Source organism: Humibacillus xanthopallidus, from assembly GCF_044793955.1.
Taxonomy (GTDB): domain Bacteria; phylum Actinomycetota; class Actinomycetes; order Actinomycetales; family Dermatophilaceae; genus Humibacillus; species Humibacillus xanthopallidus_C.
Genome location: NZ_CP084995.1, coordinates 2,072,846 through 2,087,700, shown reverse-complemented (window position 1 = coordinate 2,087,700; position 14,855 = coordinate 2,072,846). Strand labels below are relative to the sequence as shown.

Here is a 14,855-nt window from a genome sequence, read left to right as displayed (position 1 = left end):
TCATCCCAACTTACAGGCCATCCCGCTTCGCCCGCGCATTGCTGATGACGGTCGGGTCGTTCTCGGACAGCGGCTTCTTGGCCCAGACGTGGTAGTCGAGGTCGGACTTCGGGCTGGGCGGGGCTCCGGTGCGCTCGATCAGGTAGGTCATCACCTGGTTGAAGACCGGTCCGGCGAGCATGCCACCGAACATGCCCGCGCTGGGCTTCTGGATGAAGACACCGACGACGTACTTCGGGTTCTCGGCGGGCGCGTAGCCGATGAAGGAGGCGGTGAAGCCGTTGTAGCCCTTGACCTTCTCGTCGTAGCGGTCGGCGGTGCCGGTCTTGCCGGCGACGCGGTAGCCCTTGATGCGGGCGGCGCTGGCGGTGCCGTCGGGGCCGGTGACCTCCTCCATCATCCGCGAGAGCTTGACCGCGGTGTCCTCCGAGACCACCCGCGCGGGGGTCGGGGTGGCAGCGGGCACGAGCGTGCCGTTCACGTCGGCGGTGGCCTCGACGAGTGACGGCGACACCCGCACGCCCTTGTTGGCGATGGTCTGGAACACGCTCGTGGCCTGAACGGCGGTGACCGAGTAGCCCTGGCCGAAGAGGAGCGTGTAGCGCTGGGGGGCGTTCCACTTCTCGGCCGGGGCGAGCTGACCGGCAGACTCGCCGGGGAAGTTGACCGAGGTCTTCTGGCCGATGCCGAACTTGCGGTAGTAGTCCTCCATCATCGTGGGCGCCACGCGCTCCCCGATGAGCATCGTGCCCATGTTGGAGGACTTGGCGATGACGCCGGTGGCCGTCATGTGCTCGACGCCGTGGTACTCGTTGTCCTTGAAGCGGATGCCGGCGCGGGGCAGCCGGATCGGCACGATGACTCCCGTGTCGGGGGTGATCACCTTCTGCTCCATCGCGGCGGCCATCGTCATGAGCTTGCCGGTCGAGCCGGGCTCGAAGGCCTCCCAGAAGGCGCGGTTGGCGAGGTTGGTCTTGGCCGCACCCGGCTTGTTGGAGTCGTAGGTCGGATAGCTCGCCGCGGCCCGGATCTTGCCGGTCGCGACCTCGATGACGACGGCGGTGCCCGACTCGGCGCCTACGCCGGTCACCTGCTTGGCCAACGCGTTCTGGGCATACCACTGCAGGTCGGAGTCGATCGTCAGCTTGACGTCGCGTCCGTTGACCACGGGGGTGTCGACCCGCTGCGAGCCCGGGATGATGTAGCCGTCACGGGCGCGCTCGGCCACGGTGCGGCCCGGGCTGCCGGCGAGGGTCTTCTCCAGCATCTTCTCGACGCCCGCGGAGTACTTCGGGTCGTAGGGGTGCTCGAAGCCGACGATCTCACCGGCGGCCATGGCGGTCGGATAGATGCGGTCGACGGTCTTCTCGCCGCTGATGCCGGGGATGCCGAGCGCCCGGATCTCGCTGTAGACGGCGGGGTTGACCTGCTTCTTGACGATGGCGTACTGGGTCTTGGGCCGGGTGAGGATCGCGGTCAGGTCGGACTCGCTCATGTCGAGCAGCGGGGCCAGCGCCGTGACAGCACCGGCGACGCCGACCTGCTTGAGCGAGCCGTCGACCCGCACCTTGTAGGCCGGGACGGCATTGGGGTTGGCCGCGACGGTGTAGCGCTCGACCGAGTCGGCGAGCACCTGCCCGTTCGTGTCGAGGATCTGGCCGCGCATCGCCGGGGTGAGGGTCTGCACGAGGCGCTTGTTGAAGGCGGCCGCCTGGGTCGCCGAGGCGTCGAACGCCTGGATGCGCAGGAGCTGACCGGCGAAGACGGTGAAGATGACGAGGATCGCCGCGAACATGACGCGGGCGCGACGGCGCGGGTTGGCCGTCGAGATGCGCAGCCGCCGACGGGGCCGGCGCGGCGGCCGCGGAGCCGACGAGCGCTTCGGCGCGGGACCGCGACCGCGGCCGGACGGAGCAGCAGGCGCGGCGGCCGATCGCGGTGTCGGACGAGCCGGGGGTCGGCCGCTCGAGGACCCCGCGCGGCCGCTCGAGGACGCGGCGCGCCCGCTCGGGGGCGCCGCGCGCCCGGTCGAGGATGCGGGACGCCCGGTCGTGGTGCGCGCCGAGCCCTGGGCAGCGGTGCCGCGGACCCGCGACGCCTTGTCAGTCGTCGCGCCCGTCGAGCCAGAGCGCGGCCGGGACGGGCGCGCGGTCGTGCCGGAGCGCCCCGATGATGCTGGTGACGCCGGTGACGCGGTGCGCCGCTCGGGACGGTCGGGGCGGCCGGGCTCGGAGCCTCGGGTCGGCGTCACACTCTCACCTCGTCGTGGTCGGCGTCGGCTGGGCGGCGGGCTGGGTCGGCTTGGCGGCCGGCTGGGTCGGCTGGGCCGACGCGGCGCCACCCGTCCCCAGTGTGGGCGTCGCAGCCGGCTTCGCGGCGGCACCCGGCGCGGTCGGCGTGGCGGCCGCCGCAGCCGCCTTCTTCTTCGCCTCGGCGGCCTTGGCGGCCGCTGCCTTCTGCGCCGAGGTCTGGGCCTTGGTGGCCACCGAGGTCGCCGAGGACAGCAGGCCCTTGACCTCCTTCGTGACCTCGAGGGGGGTCGGGCTCGTCACGATCGGCAGGGCGAGGTCCTTGGTCGCGGGCTTGGGCTCCCCCGTGACGGTGCCGGCCGCGAGGTCGATGTAGCCGCGCTCGCCCATCCGCACCATCCCGAGCTGCGCGGCGCTGCGGGCGAGGGCCCCGCTGGCGGAGGAGCGGTCGATCTGCTCCTGCAGGTTGCCCGCCGTGTCGGTCAGGCGCGCCGAGTCGCGCTGCAGCTGGCCGAGAGCGATCGAGCCCTGGGCGAGAGCGGTGTTGAGCACGAGCAGCGCGATGAGGCCCGCGGTGAGCAGCACGATGCAGAGCGTCGCGAACGCCCCGCTGCCCGTGCTGGCCATCCGGGCCGGCAGCACCCGCAGTGACGCGACCGGCGCCGGTCCGCGGCGCGGGGCCCGCAACGGGCGGGCGGTGGCGGTCATCTGGCTCATCGGGTGGATCCCTTCCGGCTGGTGCTGCTCTTCGTGCTGCTCTTCGTGCTGCTCTTCGTGCTGCTCTTCGTGCTGCTCTTGGCGCTGGCGAGGGGGCCGGTCGCCCGGACCCGCTCGGCGACGCGCAGGTGCGCCGACGTGGCGCGGGGGTTGAGGGCCACCTCGGCGTCGTCGGGCTCCTCGCCACCGCGGGTGACGAGCGAGAGGTATGCCGCGTGCTCGGGCAGCTCGACGGGCAGCCCGGGCGGTGTGCTCGAGGTCGCGCCGGCGGCGAACGCCTGCTTCGTCGTGCGGTCCTCGAGGGAGTGGTAGGACAGGACCGCGATGCGGCCGCCGACGGCGAGCGCGTCGATCGCGCCGGTGATCGCGCGGCGCCACACCTCGAGCTCGTCGTTGACCTCGATGCGCAGGGCCTGGAAGGTGCGCTTGGCCGGGTGACCGCTCTGGCGCTGCGACGCCATCGGGATGGCCCGACGGAGCAGCTCGACGAGTCGGCCCGACGTCGTGAACGGCTCGAGCTGGCGCTCCCGCACGACGGCCGAGGCGATCTTGCGGGCGAAGCGCTCCTCGCCGTAGTCGCGCAGCACGCGAGTGAGGTCGGCCGCGTCGTAGGTGTTGAGCACGTCAGCGGCCGTGATGCCGGTCGACTGGTCCATGCGCATGTCGAGCGGGGCATCGACCCGGTAGGCGAAGCCCCGGTCGGTCTCGTCGAGCTGGAGCGAGCTGACGCCGAGGTCGAAGAGGATGCCGTCGACCGCGGTCAGGCCCAGCCCGGCCACGACGTCGTCGATCTCGTCGTAGACGGCGTGCACCGGCCGGAAGCGGTCGCCGAAGCGCGCCAGACGCTCGATCGAGAGGGCCAGCGCCTCGCGGTCGCGGTCGATGCCGACGACCGTCGTGCCCGGGAAGCGCTCGAGCACGCCCTCGGCGTGCCCTCCCATGCCGAGCGTCGCGTCGACGTGCACGCTCCCCTCCCGCTCCAGCGCGGGGGCCAGCAGCTCGAGGATGCGGTCGCGCATGACGGGGACGTGCCGGTCGCGAGCGGGACCACGGTGGGCCGAGGCAGCGTCGTGCGCTGCGTCGGGCTGGTCCCCTCGGTCTGTCATGACGCGTCCTTCACTCGGCGGTGTGTCGTGTGGTGCTGGTGATACTCATGTCACTGGTGTGACTGGTGTGACTCGAAATCGGATAAGGGTGTGCGCTGCCGGCGTGAAGGTGGAGGGGAGGCGTTGCGCTCTGAGGGAGGTCGGGCGGGTGGTCGGGCTGTCGCACTGGTGAGACCTGCGGGCGGGTCCCCATCCGCTACGGCGCCCGGGACGGGGGAAGTCGTCTCGGGTGCGAAGCGGCTGGAGGCCGGCTCTCAGGTCTGCTGTTCTCGGTGGGGCGGTGCTGTCCTGGCGTCGTGCTGCGGTGCCGCGGTGCTGGTCAGAAGAGGCCGGGGATGACCTCCTCCGCCGTCTCGGCGAAGCTCTGCTCGGTCTGCTCGAGGTAGGCGTCCCACACCGCGCTGTCCCAGACCTCGAGGCGTGAGCCCGCCCCGATGACGGTCACGTCACGGTCGAGGCCGGCGTACTGCCGGAGGTTGGCGGGGATGGTGAAGCGTCCCTGCTTGTCGGGGATCTCGTCGGACGCGCCGGAGAGGAAGACGCGCATGTAGTCGCGGGCGACCTTGCTCGTCGTCGGGGCCTGGCGCATCTGGTCGGCGACCTTGGTGAACTCGTCCATCGGGTAGATGAAGAGGCTGCGCTCCTGGCCGCGGGTGACGACGAGGCCGGCCGCCATCCGCTCGCGGAACTTCGCGGGCAGGAACAGCCGACCCTTCTCGTCGAGACGAGGTGTGTGCGTCCCCAGGAACATGGTCCGCCACCTCCCCTTGCTCGACCCCACGACGTTCAGACACTTCCTTCGCTCCCCACAGTACTCCACTTTGCTCCACCGTCAACGATCCAATACCCATGTCGGGCCGATTCCTCACGCATCTGCGCAGGTCAAACCCGGTGGGGCGAAGTGGAGGAGGATCCACCCGCCTGACGCCGGCGAACTCGCAGACCCCGCCGGGCGGCATACGTCATCGCCCCACGGAGGGCTGCCTCACGCCTGCGCAGGGGTGGGCCACGCGCGAATCCCGAGCCAGTTGGGCCATCCGCGAACTGATTGCGCTCCGCAGACGTTCACCGTGGAGGAAAGTGGAATGACTGGCGTCGCTGTGTGCGGTGAGCGCCGGCCCGGACCTTCCGCACCACGGGTCCATGGGAGAAGATCACCGAGGGACGCGCGCCCGTCATGAGCAGGTGCGCGCTGACATGGGGCAACCGAACCACCGGAGGACAGCGTGACCATGACCGAGACCGGCCTCGACACGAGCGCGGTGCCACAGGCAGCCGACCTCGATCTCGTGCACGGGGTGGCCGACCGGCTCGCCGGCGCGATGACGAGCGTGATCGAGGGCAAGGCCGATGTCGTCCGTACGACGGTGACCGTGCTGTTCGCCGGCGGCCACCTGCTCATCGAGGACGTGCCCGGGGTCGGCAAGACGATGCTCGCCAAGGCCCTCGCCCGCTCCATCGACGCCACGGTGCGCCGCATCCAGTTCACGCCCGACCTGCTGCCGAGCGACGTCACCGGCGTCAGCATCTTCAACCAGGACGCCCGCCGCTTCGAGTTCCGCCCGGGAGCGATCTTCGCCAACGTCGTCGTCGGCGACGAGATCAACCGGGCCTCCCCCAAGACCCAGTCGGCGCTGCTCGAGTCGATGGAGGAGCGGCAGGTCACCGTCGACGGCACGACCTATCCCCTGCAGGCGCCGTTCATCGTCATGGCGACGCAGAACCCCATCGAGATGGAGGGCACCTACCCGCTCCCGGAGGCCCAGCGCGACCGCTTCATGGCGCGCATCTCGATGGGCTACCCGAGCGCTCGCGCCGAGCTCGACCTGCTCGAGAGCCACGGCGCGCACGATCCCCTCGACGACCTCGTGCCGGTCACCGACGCCGAGACGATCAACCGGGTCGTGCAGCAGGTGTCGCGCGTCCACGCGAGCCCGGCCGTGCGCCAGTACATCGTCGACCTCGTGACCCGCTCGCGCTCCACGTCGGCGCTGCGCCTCGGCGCGTCGCCGCGGGCCGCGCTGCACCTGCTCCGCGCGTCCCGAGCGCACGCGGCGCTCGAGGGCCGCGACCACGTCATCCCCGACGACGTGCAGGTGCTCGCCACCGCCGTGCTCGCCCACCGGCTCATGCCCTCGAGCGAGACCCAGCTCGCCCGGCGCACGACGTCCGAGGTCGTCGGCGACCTGCTCCGCCAGGTGCCGGTGCCGGCCACCTCCCGCTGAGGCGGCGGTCGGCATGCGCGCCCTGCGCGGCGTCCTCACCACCCGCGGCCGAGCCTTCATGGGCTCCGGCATCACGCTCGCCCTCGCCGGCATGATCTTCGGCTTCCCCGACCTCACGCGCTTCGGCGTCCTGCTCATCGGTCTGCCGATCATCTCAGCCACCCTCGTGCGCACCCGCAAGACCCGCATGCGCATCGAGCGGCACAGCCATCCCGAGCGCATCAGCGTCGGTCAGGACGCCTCCGTGACGCTCTCGTTCGAGAACGTCTCGTCGGCCACGACCCCGATCTTCCTCGCCGAGGAGCGGCTCGACTACGTGCTCGGCGACCGGCCGCGCTTCGTCGTCGGTCGCATCCCACCCGGGCGGGTGCGCGCGATCGACTACCAGGTGCGCTCGCACCTGCGCGGCCGGCACCGGCTCGGCCCCCTCGGGGTGCAGGTGCAGGACCCCTTCGGCCTCGCCAACCGCAACGCGGTCCTCGAGGGCACGACCGACCTCGTCGTCCTGCCCGCCGTCCACCCGCTGTCGTCGAGCCGGCACCCGAGCGCCGGCGTCGGCTCCGAGGGCGAGCAGGCGCACCTCATCGCCCTGCACGGCGAGGACGACATCACCATCCGCGAGTATCGCGACGGCGACGACCTGCGCCACATCCACTGGCCCGCCACCGCGCGCACCGGTGACCTCATGGTCCGCCAGGAGGACCGTCCGGCCCAGCGGCGCGCCCTCGTCCTGCTCGACCCGCGACCGGCCGCCCACGGCGGCAGCGGCGCCTCCTCGTCCTTCGAGTGGGCGGTGACGGCGGCCGCGTCGGTCGCGGTCCACCTCGTCGACTCGGGGTATGCCGTGCACGTCGTCTGCGCCGAGACCGTCCGGAGCGCACGTGCCGCCGACACCATGACCGTCGACGAGATCCTCGACGTCCTCGCCGTCACGGCCCCGTCCGACGACACGGGCGAGGACGAGATCCTGCGCGCCGCCCAGTCGCTCGCCTCCGCCGGCGGGCTCGTCGTGGCCCTCGTCGGCCCGCACGACCAGGACGTCACCCTGCGCCTCGCGAGCCTGCGCCAGCCCGGCACGACCGGCATCGCCTTCGTCGTCGACGCCCGCAGCTTCGGCGACTCGGTCGCCGACGCGGTCGACCCGCACGTCGACGCCCTGCGGCTCGCCGGGTGGCGAGCCGTGGCGGTGCAGGGCGACGACGACGTCGCCCACTCCTGGGCCGTGCTCACCGCCGCCACGGTCGGAGGCAGCCGATGACCCGTCGCCGCTGGAGGATCACCCTCCTCGCCGCTCTCGCCACCCTGGCCGCCGTCTACCCGATCACGAGCCTCTTCACCGACTCCTCCTGGATCTCCCAGGCGGTCGTCGTCATCGCCCTCTCCGCCGGGGTCGGGCTCGTGGCGCGCGGACTCACCCGGTCCAAGGTGCTCGTCGTCGTCGCCCAGCTGCTCGTCGTCGCCTACGTCCTGCTCTACCGCTACGCCGGCGACACCTTCGCGTGGCTGCTGCCGACGCCCGCCAGCATCGAGGTGGCCAACTCCCTCGGCCTGCAGGCCCTCGACACCATCCAGCGCTACACCGCGCCGGCCCCGCTCAACGAGGGCGTGACCTTCTGGTTGCTCGTCGTGGTCGCTGCGGTCGCGATCTGCGTCGACGCCATGGCGGCCACGTGGCGCAGCCCCGCGGCGGCAGGCCTCCCGCTCCTCACGGCATACCTCATCACCGCCGCCAACGGCCAGGCGGCCCTGGCGCTGCGCTTCTTCCTCGTGCCCGTCGTGCTGTGGCTGCTCATGCTGCACACGACGGCCCGGGCCGGCTTCTCCCGGTGGAGCACCGCCAACGCCGCCGAGGAGAGCGAGATCGACGAGGTCGCCCACGACCGCGACGCGCTGCGGTCCTTCTCCCTCGGAGCGCTCAAGCTCGGCGCCCTCGGCGTCGTGCTCGCGCTCGTCGTGCCCCTCGTCGTGCCGCACTTCCCGCCGCGCTACCTCACGGAGGGGCTCGGACGCACCGAAGGCGGAGGCGGTCAGGGGTCGGTGGGCTTCAACGACACCCTCGACCTCAGCCGGAGCCTCAACGACAGCGACCAGACCCCGGTCCTCAGCTACACGACGACGGCCTTCACGAAGAGCCCGCTGCGCGTGCTCGCAACCTCCTACTACTCCCGAGGGCAGTGGCTGCAGCCCGGCGGGGGCAACAGGAACGGGCAGCCGCAACCGCTGCCTCCCGCCTCGCAGCGTCGTGACTACGTCATCGACGTCACGGACAACACGCTCGCCGCGCCGCGCATCGCGGTGCCCTATCCCGTCGTGGCCGTGGCGATGGAGGGCACGCCGTGGGCCATCGACCCCATCACCCGCGACGTGCGGGTCGGACGCGCCGTCGGCTCCTACCGGGTGACGTATGCCGACGTGGCCCCCTCCCCGCCCCAGCTGCGCGACTCCGGCACCCCGGACTCCCCCGACGTCACCGAGGACGACCTCGCCGTGCCCGACACGGTGCGCACGCTCGTGCAGCGCTGGTCCGACGACGTCACCGCAGACGCGGACAACCCGCTCGACCGCGCCATCGCGATCCAGGACCACCTGCGCTCGGCCGACTACACCTACGACCTCGACCTCGGCGAGCCGTTGCGCGACGAGAGCGGCCGGCTCATGGAGCCCATCCGCAACTTCTACGAGACGCGTCGCGGCTACTGCGTGCAGTTCGCCACGGCGATGATCATGATGGCGCGCGCGCAGGGCATACCGGCGCGCATGGCGATCGGCTTCCTGCCGGGCCAGGCCGCGGGCACCGACAAGTACATCGTCAAGGCATCCGACGCGCACGCCTGGCCCGAGCTCTTCTTCCAGGGCTACGGCTGGCTGCGCTTCGAGCCGACGCCGGGTGCCCGGGCCGGCACTCCCCCGCCGTATGCCGTGCTCGGCAGTGACGCCGGGTCGACCGGCGGCGGTCGGTCGGTCACCGAGAGCGAGGGCTCCGGCACCGCGACGAGCAGCGCTGCCCCGACGACGACGGCGGTTGTCGCTCCCGCGCCCGCGGAGCAGGGCGTGCTCGACCGGGTCGGCTCGGCGCTGACCCTGCGCAACCTCGCCATCGTCGTGACCCTGCTCGTGCTCGTGCTCGCCGTCCTCGTCATGCCGATCACGGCCTGGCTCCTGCAGCTGAGACGGCGGCGGGCCGCAGTCACCCAGCAGGAGCTCATCGAGGCCGAGTGGGACGACCTGACCGCGCACCTCGGCGACCTCGGGCTGGAGGCACCGCACGGTGCGACCCTGCGCCAGCTGCGCGAGCGCTACGTGACGCAGGGGCATCTCGACGAGGACAGCGCGACGGCGATGGGTCGCGTCACGACGACGCTCGAGAAGGCCCGCTACGACCGCCCCGAGCGCACGACGCCGCAGGAGGCGATCCGCCTGCACCACGACATCCGCTCGATCCGGCGCCAGGTCGGGAGCACCCGGGCCCTCAAGACCCGAGTCCGCTCCTTCCTGTGGCCGCAGCGCGGAGTGGCCTTCTGGCGCGACCTCCCCGATCGGCTCTCCGACCTCACCCGGCGCCGCGGGTCCTGACGCGCCCACCATGACCGGCGGCGTGGGCGAGCACACGATCTCGGACGTCGTCGCACGCCCGGCTGTGACGTTGAGCGCGGCGATCCTCGGTGGCGTCCGGCTGCGGGTGGGAGCCCTCGAGGTGCCCCTTCGGGGGATCCAGCGGCGACTGATCGTCGGCCTGCTTCTCGCCGAGGCCGGCCGGCCCGTCCCCGCGGCGCGACTGGCAGACCGCATCAGGGCAGGCTCCACCTCAGGGGCGCGCGACCCGGTCAATGCCGTGCACGCGCACGTCGCCCGCCTCCGGCGGCTGCTGGACTCGACGTCGGGTGGGCTGGGCTCGCGCTGGTTGGCCTCGTCGGCTGACGGCTACGTGCTCCGTCCGGACGCCTACGACGTCTGGGACTACGACGAGCTGGTCCGTGGATGCATCACGTCGGGCCGGGTGGCCAGCAGCCAGGCACTGACGTCCGCCGCCAGGGCCCTCGACCTGTGGTCGCGTCCGTGGGGCGACCTGTCGGATGCGCAGGCACTCGCTGACGAGTGCCGCGCGCTCGAGCTGCGACACCGGAGTCTCGAGGAAACTTGGGCAGCACTGGTCGTGCAGCTCAAGGTCGGCGGCGACCACTGTGATCGCCTCGTCGAGCTCGCCCGCGCCGAGCCCACCCGTGAGCGCCGGTGGGCTCTGGCCATGCGAGCCCTGGTCCAGGCCGGTCGGCAGGCCGAGGCCCTCGGCCTCTACCGCGAGGCTCGCGGCGTCCTCGCTGACGAGCTGGGCATCGAGCCAGGCGCCGATCTCGCAGCGACGCACCAGGCGGTCTTGCACCAGGACTCTTCGCTGCTCCCGCCCACCGAGGAGACTGGCCCCGACAACGTGCCGGTTGCGTCGGCCGACTTCGTGGGACGCGAGAGCGACCTCGACGTGCTGGACCGACTCGTCAGTCGCTCCCGCATCGTCACGGTCAGCGGCATGGGCGGGCTGGGCAAGAGCCGGCTCGTGGGCGAATGGGTGCGTCGCAGCGGTCGGCACTCGATGACCACGTGGGTCGATCTCCGAGGCGTTTCGCCCGACGGGGTGCTCGCACGAATCGCCGGGGAGCTCGGCCTCTCACCCCAGCACCACAGCGCCCCTCACCTGCTCACCCTCATCGAGGCCGCAGTGGGCCGGTCTCCCACCGTCATGGTGCTCGACGATGCCGACTCCCTGGATGGGTCCCTCGCGGATGTCGCGATCCAGCTCACGGCCCTGCTGGGCGAGCTGACCATCCTGGTCACCGCCCGCCATCCCCTGGGTCTCACCTCCGAGGAGGTGTTGGCCCTGCGACCACTGCCGCTGCCTGCCCCGGGCCGCTCGCTGCAGGGTTCGGCGGTGAATCTGGCTCAGGTGCTCCTGGGCTCGGCGGCTGGGGAGGCGCAGGCCCGTCATGTGGCCGAGCTCGGCGGGGGCATCCCGGCTGCCCTCGAGCTGATCGCGTCAAGGCGCCGACACGCGGACGACCGGAGTGTGGTCGTCACCACGGGCAGCGGAGCCGGCGTGATGGCCGAGGCGGTGATGGACGCCGTCGAGCAACTGTCGCCGCACGCCCATGAGCTGCTCGAGCGCAGCATCCACCTGCCCGGCGGGATGTCGTCGGCCTTGGCCGGTGCGCTGGCCGTCGACCCAGGGCGAACCCGCTCGGAACCCGCCACGGGCACCCACCGGGCACGGGTCCTGCGCGAGCTGGTCTCGGCCTCGCTGCTCGTGACGGAGACGAGCGCTCACGGAGTGCGCTACCGGGTCCTTCAGCCCGTCGCGGACGTGCTCGGCGACGCGTCGGGCAAGGACAGGGCGGCGTGCCTGCTCGCGGTGGCCGCGTGGGCCAGGGCCACGACGCGCGACAGCTACTTCGAGACGCCCGATCGGGGCGGGCTGTCTGTGATCGCCGCAGAGCACGTCAACCTCGATGCGGCCCTCCAGCACCTGCACAGCAGCGATCCTGCGGCCATGCTCGATCTCGCCGTGGCACTGGCCGAGGTCTGGGCCCACTCCGGCAGGGTGGCAGAGGGGCACCGCTGGATCGAAGCCGCGCTGGCAGCTGCCGCTGACGCCGGCACCGTGCCCGGTCCGGCACGCGCTCGTGCCCTCATCGCGCTGGCGAACAGCCGCGGGCTAGCTCACATCGCCGAGCACGGCCATGCGGTGGCCGAGTCCGTGCGGCTGCTCGCCGAGGCCGGCATGACCCACACGGACCTGTGGGCCGCGGCACAAGCGCAGCTTGCCGTGGTGCTCGGCTGGCGCGGCGATGTCGCCGGCATGACCAGCGCGAAGAGCGCAGTGCGACGCGCCGTGGCGGCGTCCGGATCGGAGTGGTTCGCGGGGATCGTCCTCGAGCTCGACGGGTTGTCCACCCTGGTGAGCGGCGTGCCGCTGTCCGGGGTGGATGCCTGCCTTGAGGCCGTGGCGGTCTTCGAGGCGCTCGGCGATCTGGATGCTGCCGTCGTGGCCGCCTACTTCGCCTGTGTCCTGGCCCGGCGGGGTGGCATGTCCAGCGGTCCCTTGGCGGTGCTCCTGCGCAGGAGCGAGGAGGTGGCCGCAGGTTCCGGCACGACCAAGTCGCGAGCGCTCATCGCCGGTGAGTCGGCGCGATTCGCCATGACCCACGGGAGTCCGGGACGGGCTGACGACCTTGCCCGTGCGCTCTCCCTGACGGAGCGCGCCGGCAACCTCCACCACGCGGCCTTGGGCCGACGCGATCTCGGCCTGCTCCTGCTGCGCGCCGGGCGCACCGACGACGCCGTCTATCAGCTGCGTGCCGGAGCCCGGCACTTGCTCCGGACAGACCCCGCCTCCTCGTCGCTCGCGGTCGCGGGGCTAGCCCGGCTGCGCGGTGGTGGCGAGCAGCGGAGCCTCGCGGCCGCCGCCTGGAGTCTGGCAGCGGGCTCGGGCGGGGCCCCGCTCAACGACGATGACCGCGCCATGCTGCTGGCCCTCGCCGGTCCCGCTCCGAGCCCGCTCCCTCCCCACCGTGTCGCGCGCCAGACGATCGTCGACCTGCTCGGCTTCGAGGCCGATCTCCCGCGCGCGCCCTAGCGCCAGTAGTCGCAGACGCGGGTGCTGGTCCCCGTCCAGTAGGTGTTCCAGACCCAGCGGCACTCGTCCTTGACCGTCGAGTTGTGCGGACCGTTGATCTGACGACAGAGGCCGGTAGTGCGGGAGCAGTACCAGACGTTCGGCACCGTCAGGGCTTCCGCGCTGGGAACGCCCAGACCGGCGCCCACGATGATCGCGGCGAAGAAGATGGCGAGACGAGTTCGGATGGTGCTCACAATGCCCTCCTGCAGTTGGTGTCGTTGACGACCCCATCGTGCTCAGGGCACCTGACACGGACCTGACTCCCGGCCGCACCTACCTTCGGCCGGGTCAGCGGGTCAGCTCTCCGGCGACGTTGCGCTGCATCAGCTCGGCCACCGTGGCGGGGCCCAGTCCCTCGCCGAGCAGCACCGCCAGCTTGGTCAGAGCGGCCTCGGTCGTCATGTCGTAGCCGGGCACGGCGCCGGCGCGCAGCAGGGCTGAACCGGTGGCGTAGGCACCGGGCATCACCGACCCGCGCACGCACTGGGTGACGACGACCACGACGATGCCGTCGGCGGCAGCGGCCTCGATCGCCCGGAGGAAGTCACGGTCGTTGGCCGGACCGTTGCCGGCGCCGTAGGCCTCGAGGACGAGGCCCTGCAGCGGCGGTCGGCAGAGGTTGGCAAGGATCGATGCCGAGAACCCCGGGAAGAGCCGCATGGCGGCGACCTTGCCCAGCGGGCCGGCCACGAGCCGCGGCTCTCCACCGCCCACGGGCGTGACCGAGGGGTTGGCGACGATGTCGATCCCGATGTCGGCCAGTGGCGCGAGGCGCGGTGAGTCGAAGGCGTCGAGGCCGGAGGCATCGATCTTGGTGGCTCGGTTGCCCCTCAGCACGACCTCGCCGAAGAGGAGCGAGACCTCCTTGAGGTCAGGCCGCGAAGCGACCTGGAGGGCACCGATGAAGTTCTGTCGGCCGTCGCTGCGGGTGCGAGAGATCGGGATCTGTGAGCCGGTGACGACGACGGGCTTGCCGAAGGAGGGCAGCAGGAACGACAGCGCCGACGAGGTGTAGGCCATCGTGTCGGTGCCGTGCAGCACGACGAAGCCGCTGTGGTCGTCACGGCGCTCGTGGAGCACCCGCGCGATCGCGCACCAGTCCTCGGGAGTCGCGTTGGCCGAGTCGATCGGCGGGTCGAGTTCGAGGAACTCGATGGCCGGCAGCTCCCCCGCCGAGTTGTCGACGATCCAGTCGAGGAAGGGGGCGAGGGCCCCCGCCACCGGCGCAGCGCCCTCGGCGGAGTCGACCATCCCGATCGTCCCGCCGGTTCCGAGCACGAACACACTGTCACTCACGGGCAGCCCCTCGTCGGTCTCGGACGCGTCACTGCGACGCGCCGACTCCCGCGAGACTACGCAGAGCTCGCCTGCCCCTGGAGGGCGATCCCGTGTTCTGCGGCATACGCCATGACGTTCGGCATCATCACCGCGGCCTGCTCCTTCGCCTCGGTCATCGGAGTGAACGCGACGTACTCCGCTCCGGCGAAGGCGATCGGCGTGTGACCCGGCTCGATGACGAAGGCGTCGCCGGCCTCGAAGGTCTCCTCGACGCCGTCGGCCCGGCGGACCGAGAACTTGCCCTTGAGCACGTAGCCGAGGTGATTCGCCTGGCACTGGTCGTTCGGCGCCCCCTTGAAGAACGGCGCGAGATCCATGTCGACATAGTCGCTCTCCATGCTGACGGTCCAGTCGCACAGCTCGTGCTCGTAGGACTCCATGTAGCCGGGGAAGCCCTGGTGGGCAGAAGCGGTGGACTTCGATACCTTCGGCATTGCCAACTCCTTCCACGCTGTGACTCGTGCCGAGCCCGGAGTGTCTCGGTCATCCATCACCGTCCTGGTCGGCTCCCGGCGACCTGCCCCGCCAGAGGACAAGGTCCCCACGTGGCGGTGGG

General features: G+C 71.7%; 11 protein-coding genes. 4 read left to right on the top strand and 7 right to left on the bottom strand.

From position 1 onward, the window contains the following. Positions 1 to 10 precede the first annotated feature (10 nt). From LG278_RS09210 to mraZ, 4 genes are all read right to left on the bottom strand, one after another. The gene (locus LG278_RS09210) at positions 11 to 2,251 is read right to left on the bottom strand and encodes a penicillin-binding transpeptidase domain-containing protein (RefSeq protein ID WP_404393094.1); all 2,241 of its coding nucleotides are present in this window, start codon (positions 2,249 to 2,251) and stop codon (positions 11 to 13) included. 4 nt (positions 2,252 to 2,255) lie between these two features. Continuing rightward, complete coding sequence (locus tag LG278_RS09205; protein ID WP_404393092.1) at positions 2,256 to 2,966, bottom strand: hypothetical protein; 711 nt, start codon at positions 2,964 to 2,966, stop codon at positions 2,256 to 2,258. Continuing rightward, positions 2,963 to 4,072 (bottom strand): 16S rRNA (cytosine(1402)-N(4))-methyltransferase RsmH, encoded by a 1,110-nt coding sequence (gene rsmH / locus LG278_RS09200; RefSeq protein ID WP_404393090.1) that lies wholly within the window; start codon positions 4,070 to 4,072, stop codon positions 2,963 to 2,965. The genes LG278_RS09205 and rsmH overlap by 4 nt, the downstream gene beginning before the upstream one ends. A 319-nt stretch (positions 4,073 to 4,391) precedes the next feature. Continuing rightward, on the bottom strand, positions 4,392 to 4,823 hold the full coding sequence (mraZ, locus tag LG278_RS09195) for a division/cell wall cluster transcriptional repressor MraZ (protein WP_404393088.1): 432 nt from the start codon (positions 4,821 to 4,823) through the stop codon (positions 4,392 to 4,394). A 481-nt stretch (positions 4,824 to 5,304) separates the two neighbouring features. On the opposite strand from mraZ, the gene LG278_RS09190 reads away from it, so the two are divergent. The 4 genes from LG278_RS09190 to LG278_RS09175 are packed head-to-tail and all read left to right on the top strand — an operon-like array spanning position 5,305 to position 12,919. Continuing rightward, on the top strand, positions 5,305 to 6,297 hold the full coding sequence (locus LG278_RS09190; RefSeq protein ID WP_404393086.1) for an AAA family ATPase: 993 nt from the start codon (positions 5,305 to 5,307) through the stop codon (positions 6,295 to 6,297). Between the two features lie 13 nt (positions 6,298 to 6,310). Continuing rightward, positions 6,311 to 7,555, top strand: a complete 1,245-nt coding sequence (locus tag LG278_RS09185; RefSeq protein WP_404393084.1) for a DUF58 domain-containing protein — start codon at positions 6,311 to 6,313, stop codon at positions 7,553 to 7,555. Next, positions 7,552 to 9,870, top strand: coding sequence for a transglutaminaseTgpA domain-containing protein (locus LG278_RS09180; protein ID WP_404393082.1), 2,319 nt, complete (start codon positions 7,552 to 7,554; stop codon positions 9,868 to 9,870). The genes LG278_RS09185 and LG278_RS09180 overlap by 4 nt, the downstream gene beginning before the upstream one ends. Positions 9,871 to 9,880: 10 nt before the next feature. Next, positions 9,881 to 12,919 carry a BTAD domain-containing putative transcriptional regulator gene (locus tag LG278_RS09175; RefSeq protein WP_404393080.1) on the top strand — a complete coding sequence of 1,013 codons (3,039 nt, stop codon included), beginning with the start codon at positions 9,881 to 9,883 and terminating at the stop codon, positions 12,917 to 12,919. Here the strand turns inward: LG278_RS09175 and LG278_RS09170 are convergent. The 3 genes from LG278_RS09170 to LG278_RS09160 form a co-directional block, all read right to left on the bottom strand. Next, positions 12,916 to 13,155 (bottom strand): hypothetical protein, encoded by a 240-nt coding sequence (locus LG278_RS09170; RefSeq protein ID WP_404393078.1) that lies wholly within the window; start codon positions 13,153 to 13,155, stop codon positions 12,916 to 12,918. The genes LG278_RS09175 and LG278_RS09170 overlap by 4 nt on opposite strands. Before the next feature lie 94 nt (positions 13,156 to 13,249). Next, the gene (locus LG278_RS09165) at positions 13,250 to 14,257 is read right to left on the bottom strand and encodes a type I asparaginase (RefSeq protein ID WP_404393076.1); all 1,008 of its coding nucleotides are present in this window, start codon (positions 14,255 to 14,257) and stop codon (positions 13,250 to 13,252) included. Positions 14,258 to 14,313: 56 nt separating this feature from the next. After that, positions 14,314 to 14,733: a hypothetical protein gene (locus LG278_RS09160; RefSeq protein ID WP_404393074.1), complete on the bottom strand. Its 420-nt coding sequence runs from the start codon at positions 14,731 to 14,733 to the stop codon at positions 14,314 to 14,316. Positions 14,734 to 14,855 lie beyond the last annotated feature (122 nt).

Coding starts and splice junctions, on each gene's coding strand:
- LG278_RS09185 (WP_404393084.1), top strand. CDS start 6,311: ATGCGCGCCCTGCGCGGCGTCCTCACCACCCGCGGCCGAGCCTTCATG.
- LG278_RS09190 (WP_404393086.1), top strand. CDS start 5,305: ATGACCGAGACCGGCCTCGACACGAGCGCGGTGCCACAGGCAGCCGAC.
- mraZ (WP_404393088.1), bottom strand. CDS start 4,823: ATGTTCCTGGGGACGCACACACCTCGTCTCGACGAGAAGGGTCGGCTG.
- LG278_RS09205 (WP_404393092.1), bottom strand. CDS start 2,966: ATGAGCCAGATGACCGCCACCGCCCGCCCGTTGCGGGCCCCGCGCCGC.
- LG278_RS09175 (WP_404393080.1), top strand. CDS start 9,881: ATGACCGGCGGCGTGGGCGAGCACACGATCTCGGACGTCGTCGCACGC.
- LG278_RS09160 (WP_404393074.1), bottom strand. CDS start 14,733: ATGCCGAAGGTATCGAAGTCCACCGCTTCTGCCCACCAGGGCTTCCCC.
- LG278_RS09180 (WP_404393082.1), top strand. CDS start 7,552: ATGACCCGTCGCCGCTGGAGGATCACCCTCCTCGCCGCTCTCGCCACC.
- rsmH (WP_404393090.1), bottom strand. CDS start 4,072: ATGACAGACCGAGGGGACCAGCCCGACGCAGCGCACGACGCTGCCTCG.